This window comes from Nocardiopsis listeri (assembly GCF_020741345.1).
Lineage (GTDB): Bacteria > Actinomycetota > Actinomycetes > Streptosporangiales > Streptosporangiaceae > Nocardiopsis > Nocardiopsis listeri_A.
On record NZ_DYZD01000288.1, the window covers coordinates 1 to 3,800 of the forward strand.

Annotated in this window: 6 protein-coding genes and 1 pseudogene; 4 read left to right on the forward strand and 3 right to left on the reverse strand. The window is 72.8% G+C overall.

Annotated elements, in window-relative coordinates; all coding sequences use genetic code 11:
* The first annotated feature begins 200 nt into the window (after positions 1–200).
* From K8V84_RS15340 to K8V84_RS15355, 4 genes are all read left to right on the forward strand, one after another.
* Positions 201–338, forward strand: coding sequence for a DUF4244 domain-containing protein (locus K8V84_RS15340; RefSeq protein WP_369696634.1), 138 nt, complete (start codon positions 201–203; stop codon positions 336–338).
* 28 nt (positions 339–366) lie between these two features.
* On the forward strand, positions 367–672 hold the full coding sequence (locus tag K8V84_RS15345; RefSeq protein ID WP_304075403.1) for a TadE family type IV pilus minor pilin: 306 nt from the start codon (positions 367–369) through the stop codon (positions 670–672).
* Positions 669–1,028, forward strand: a complete 360-nt coding sequence (locus tag K8V84_RS15350) for an Rv3654c family TadE-like protein (RefSeq protein ID WP_304075406.1) — start codon at positions 669–671, stop codon at positions 1,026–1,028. The genes K8V84_RS15345 and K8V84_RS15350 overlap by 4 nt, the downstream gene beginning before the upstream one ends.
* Before the next feature lie 521 nt (positions 1,029–1,549).
* Positions 1,550–1,852, forward strand: coding sequence for a hypothetical protein (locus K8V84_RS15355; protein ID WP_304075409.1), 303 nt, complete (start codon positions 1,550–1,552; stop codon positions 1,850–1,852).
* A 131-nt stretch (positions 1,853–1,983) separates the two neighbouring features.
* Here K8V84_RS15355 and K8V84_RS15360 read toward each other — a convergent pair whose 3' ends face one another.
* From K8V84_RS15360 to K8V84_RS15370, 3 genes and pseudogenes are all read right to left on the reverse strand, one after another.
* Entirely contained in the window at positions 1,984–2,685 is a 702-nt protein-coding gene (locus tag K8V84_RS15360) for a type II secretion system F family protein (RefSeq protein ID WP_304075412.1), read from the reverse strand.
* A gap of 140 nt (positions 2,686–2,825) precedes the next feature.
* Positions 2,826–3,503, reverse strand: coding sequence for a type II secretion system F family protein (locus tag K8V84_RS15365; protein ID WP_304075415.1), 678 nt, complete (start codon positions 3,501–3,503; stop codon positions 2,826–2,828).
* Positions 3,491–3,800 (reverse strand): annotated as a pseudogene (locus tag K8V84_RS15370) (pilus assembly protein CpaF); the annotation flags it as partial. The gene K8V84_RS15365 and the pseudogene K8V84_RS15370, both read right to left, overlap by 13 nt.

Consider the following 3,800-nt stretch of genomic DNA (forward strand, 5'->3'; position numbering starts at 1 on the left):
CGCGGGGATTCCGCGTTGGTCCCAGAGCCGGCCTCGGGTGCTGCGCGAAGTTGTCCACAGGCTGTGGATGGGTGCTTCCATCGCGAACCGGGACCGCGCAACCTGGAAGCGGGGCGGAACCCCATCCGCCCCGTCACAAGGGAGGTCCCGTGTTCTCCTGCCCGCGCCCGAACATGCCCGTTCGCCTCGACGACCGAGGGTTGACCACGGCCGAATACGCCATCTGCACCCTCGCGGTGGTGGCGTTCGCCGGACTCCTCTACGTCATCCTCACCGGCGACACCGTCCAGACGGCCCTCACCACGACCATCGTCGATGCGCTCGGCTCCGACCGCTGATCGCGGCTCCACCACGATGGAGACGGCCATGGTGCTCTCCGCACTGCTGTTGGTACTCGCTATCGCGCTCGGCGCGGTCGGAGCGGCCGCCGCCCAGCTCTCCTGCGCCGACGCGGCGCGGATCGGGGCCAGGGCGCTCGCCCGGGGCGAGCCACCGGAACGGGCCCGGGCCCTCGCGTTGGAAGCCGCCCCGAACGGCGCCCACATCGACCTGACCACAGCCGACGACATGGCCCGTGTCACCGTGCGGACGCGAGTCCGTCTCGGACCCGCCCTCACCCCACCCGTGGGGGTCGACGGCAGCGCCGCGGTCCCCCTGGAACCAGGTCTGTGAGGGGCGGCGACACCGGCGCGGGCACCGCGGGGAGTGTTTCCGTGTGCCTGGTGCTGATGTTCCTCACCTACGCGGTACTGACCGGCGCCGGGCTGGTGCTGGAGCGCGAACGGGTGGGGACCGCCGCCGACCTCGCGGCGCTCGCGGCGGCGACCCGTGCCCATCAAGGGCCGGAGGCGGCCTGCGCGGTGGCCGTCGACACCGCATCGGCCAACGGTGCGGACCTCGACGACTGCGTGCTCGACCTCCACACGGTCACGGTGACGGCCGCCCTGCCCTCGTCCCTGTTCCCCATGACCCTGAGGGCCGTCGCCCGAGCCGGCCCCGCCCACGACCCCACCGAGGAGGTGGAATGACCGCTCACTCCGCTGTGCTGTGCGCTCTCCTACTCTGTGTTCCGCCATCGCCCACCGATGGCGTCGTTCTCTGTCCCCCGTCCGTGCCGCCGACGGCCCCCGCCACGGAGCTCCCCGAACCGCCGAGCAGGTGGGTCACACCCCCGTCCGCCAGTTCGAAGGCACCCGATGCGAATGCCGGAACAGGACTTCTCCGACCCTTCGCCGACTGTGTCACCGCACCGGAGAACGAGGCCCCAGGTGGGGGCGACGCAGAGGAGCGTGAGGACGAGGTCGAGGACCCGGCGCCGGGCGTCGACCCGACCGACGCGGCTCCGCCGGGAGACGAAGGGGAGGACGGAACGGAGGAACCCTCTTCGGAGGCGCCGACTCCGGCGGACTCCGCGGTCGAGCCCGAAGCGGAACCGATCCCCGAGCCATCGTCCGTGCCGAGTCCGGCGGAGCGGGACGGCACCGCTTCGGAGGCCGCCACGCCCACGGCTTCTCCATCCCCCGAGCCGGGGCCGACGGAGAACGGAACGGTGAGTCGGGCCTCCGACGCCGTGCGCCCGACCACGCCCGCCGACAGTGACCAGGACCTCGGTGAACGACCACCGAGCAAGAAGGTGGAGGAACCGCCGGAGACGGATTCCGTGGACGGTCCGGCGTTCAAGGAGACCTCGGCCACCAGCGCGTTCGGGCGTGCGGTCGGGGTCACCTCGACCACCCTGCTGTTCCTGCTCGCGGCCGGCACCCTCGCGTTGCGCCTGGCCGTGGGCTGGCCGCGATTTCCGCCGCTCTACCTGGGACGTCGTCGCCTGAACGGTGACCTCGACACCCACTGACCCGAGCCCGGGCCGGGGCGATCATCCCCGGCGACGAGGCGGCGGTCATCGATCCTCGGGGCGCTCGGACCCGCCGGGATATGCCGGCCGCGGTCCTCGACGCCCCGTCCTTCACTCGCGGGGCCGACTCCTCAGGGAGCCAGTGCCGAACCCAGCAGTTCCGCGGCCATGGGGACCAGGCCGATCAGGACGAACGCCGGTAGGAAGCACAAACCCAGCGGCGCGACCACCAGGACCCCCAAGCGCTCGACGCGGGCCGTGGCGCGGGCCCGCAGTGACCTGCGCAGGTCGGACACGTGGCGGTCGAGCAGATCGGCGACAGGGGCTCCCGTATCGGCCGCCCGCGCCAGGTCTCGTCCCACCGCCACCAGCGGCTCGGGCAGGGCCGAGCGCCGCCAGGCCGAGGCCGGTTCCGCACCCAACCGCAACCGCTCGGCGACGGCGGCCAACTCGTCGCCCAACGGACCCCGGGCGGCGTCCGACACCGCGGTAAGACACGCGGGGAGGGTCGCGCCCGCCCGGATGCCCGAACCGATCAGACCGATCAGCACCGGAAGGTCGGCGGAGAGCGGGAGCCTGCCGGGATCGACCCGGGCTCGCGCACCTCGCCACCACACCCAGAGCACTCCACCGAGCACGGTGGCCCCGGCGACCGGCCCCAACATTCCGGCCACCGCCACCACCGCGATGGTGGCGGCCACGACCCGGACCACGGGTCCTGCCGGCCGTACCCGCCGGTGCGGTGGAATTTCCCGTTCTTCGTCCGGCCGTGGAGGGATCAGCACCCATACGGCGGCCACCACGCACACCACCGTCAGTCCCTCGGAGAACATCCCCACCCCTTGAACCCCCTCTTTCGATCGCCCTAGGCGCCGTCGGCCCGGCCATGCCGCGTCGGGAGACCCCCGGGTCCCGAACCCATACCGGTCGATCCGCCGTCATCGACCACGGTCGCCTCACGCCCCCGCACGGATCACGGGCGGTCCACGGCGCCCCGAACCAGCCGAAGGGTCCACCAAGCACCGATGAGGTCCAGCAACAGCCCACCGCCCAGACACAACAGGCCCAACGGTGTGGTGAACAGGAACTCCCACGGGGCTCCGCCCAGGCCCGCCGACATCGCCAGTCCCACCAGGGGAAGACCGCTCAGCATCACCGCGGTGGTCCTCGGACCGGCCGTTCGCGCGGAGGCCTCGGCCCGCAGCTCCTCCTGCTCGGTCAGGTTGACCGCGAGGTCGTCCACCACGGCGGCCAGTCCGGCACCGGTCTCCGACGCCACCTCCCAGCACGCCGCCAGATACGCCAGCTCCCACAACCCCACCTCACGGTCGGCCGTGCGACGCAGTGACTCGGCGTCGGCCGGTTCTCCCACGAGTGGCCCGGCCTCGATCGCGGCCACCCGAAGCGCGAGTTCGGGTGGGTGCCCGGCGCGGAGTTCGGCGGCCATGACCCGGCAGAGCGTGATGACGGCCCGCCGACGTTCGGTCTCCACCCGGTGGGAGTCCAGGGGCGACCGGAACACGGGTGCCGACCATCGTCGAGAGCGGGACCGGGGCAGGACCGTGGCCAGCCGGAACCGACCGGTCCGGGGCGCCGACCACAACAGTGCCGCCGCGAGCGCGCACACCACGAGGAGGGTCAACGTCGCCACCCCTGCCCCAACCGCTCGACCAGCTCCTCCGCCCCCGGGTGTTCGATCCGATCACCCTCGGGGGTGAACTCCACCGCGGGATCGGCCCGGACCAACCCGGACCCTTCACGGCGCAGGATCCGCACCTCGGCCAGCCGCCGTCCTCGCCGGTTCCGCACCAGGTGCAGGACGAGCACCCCGGTGGCCGCGAGTTGGCTGTGCACCGCGCCTCGGTCCATCCCCGCGGCGCAGCCCATGGCCTCCACCCGTGCGGGCACCTCACCGGCCCCGTTGGCGTGCAGGGTGCCCGCGCCTCCC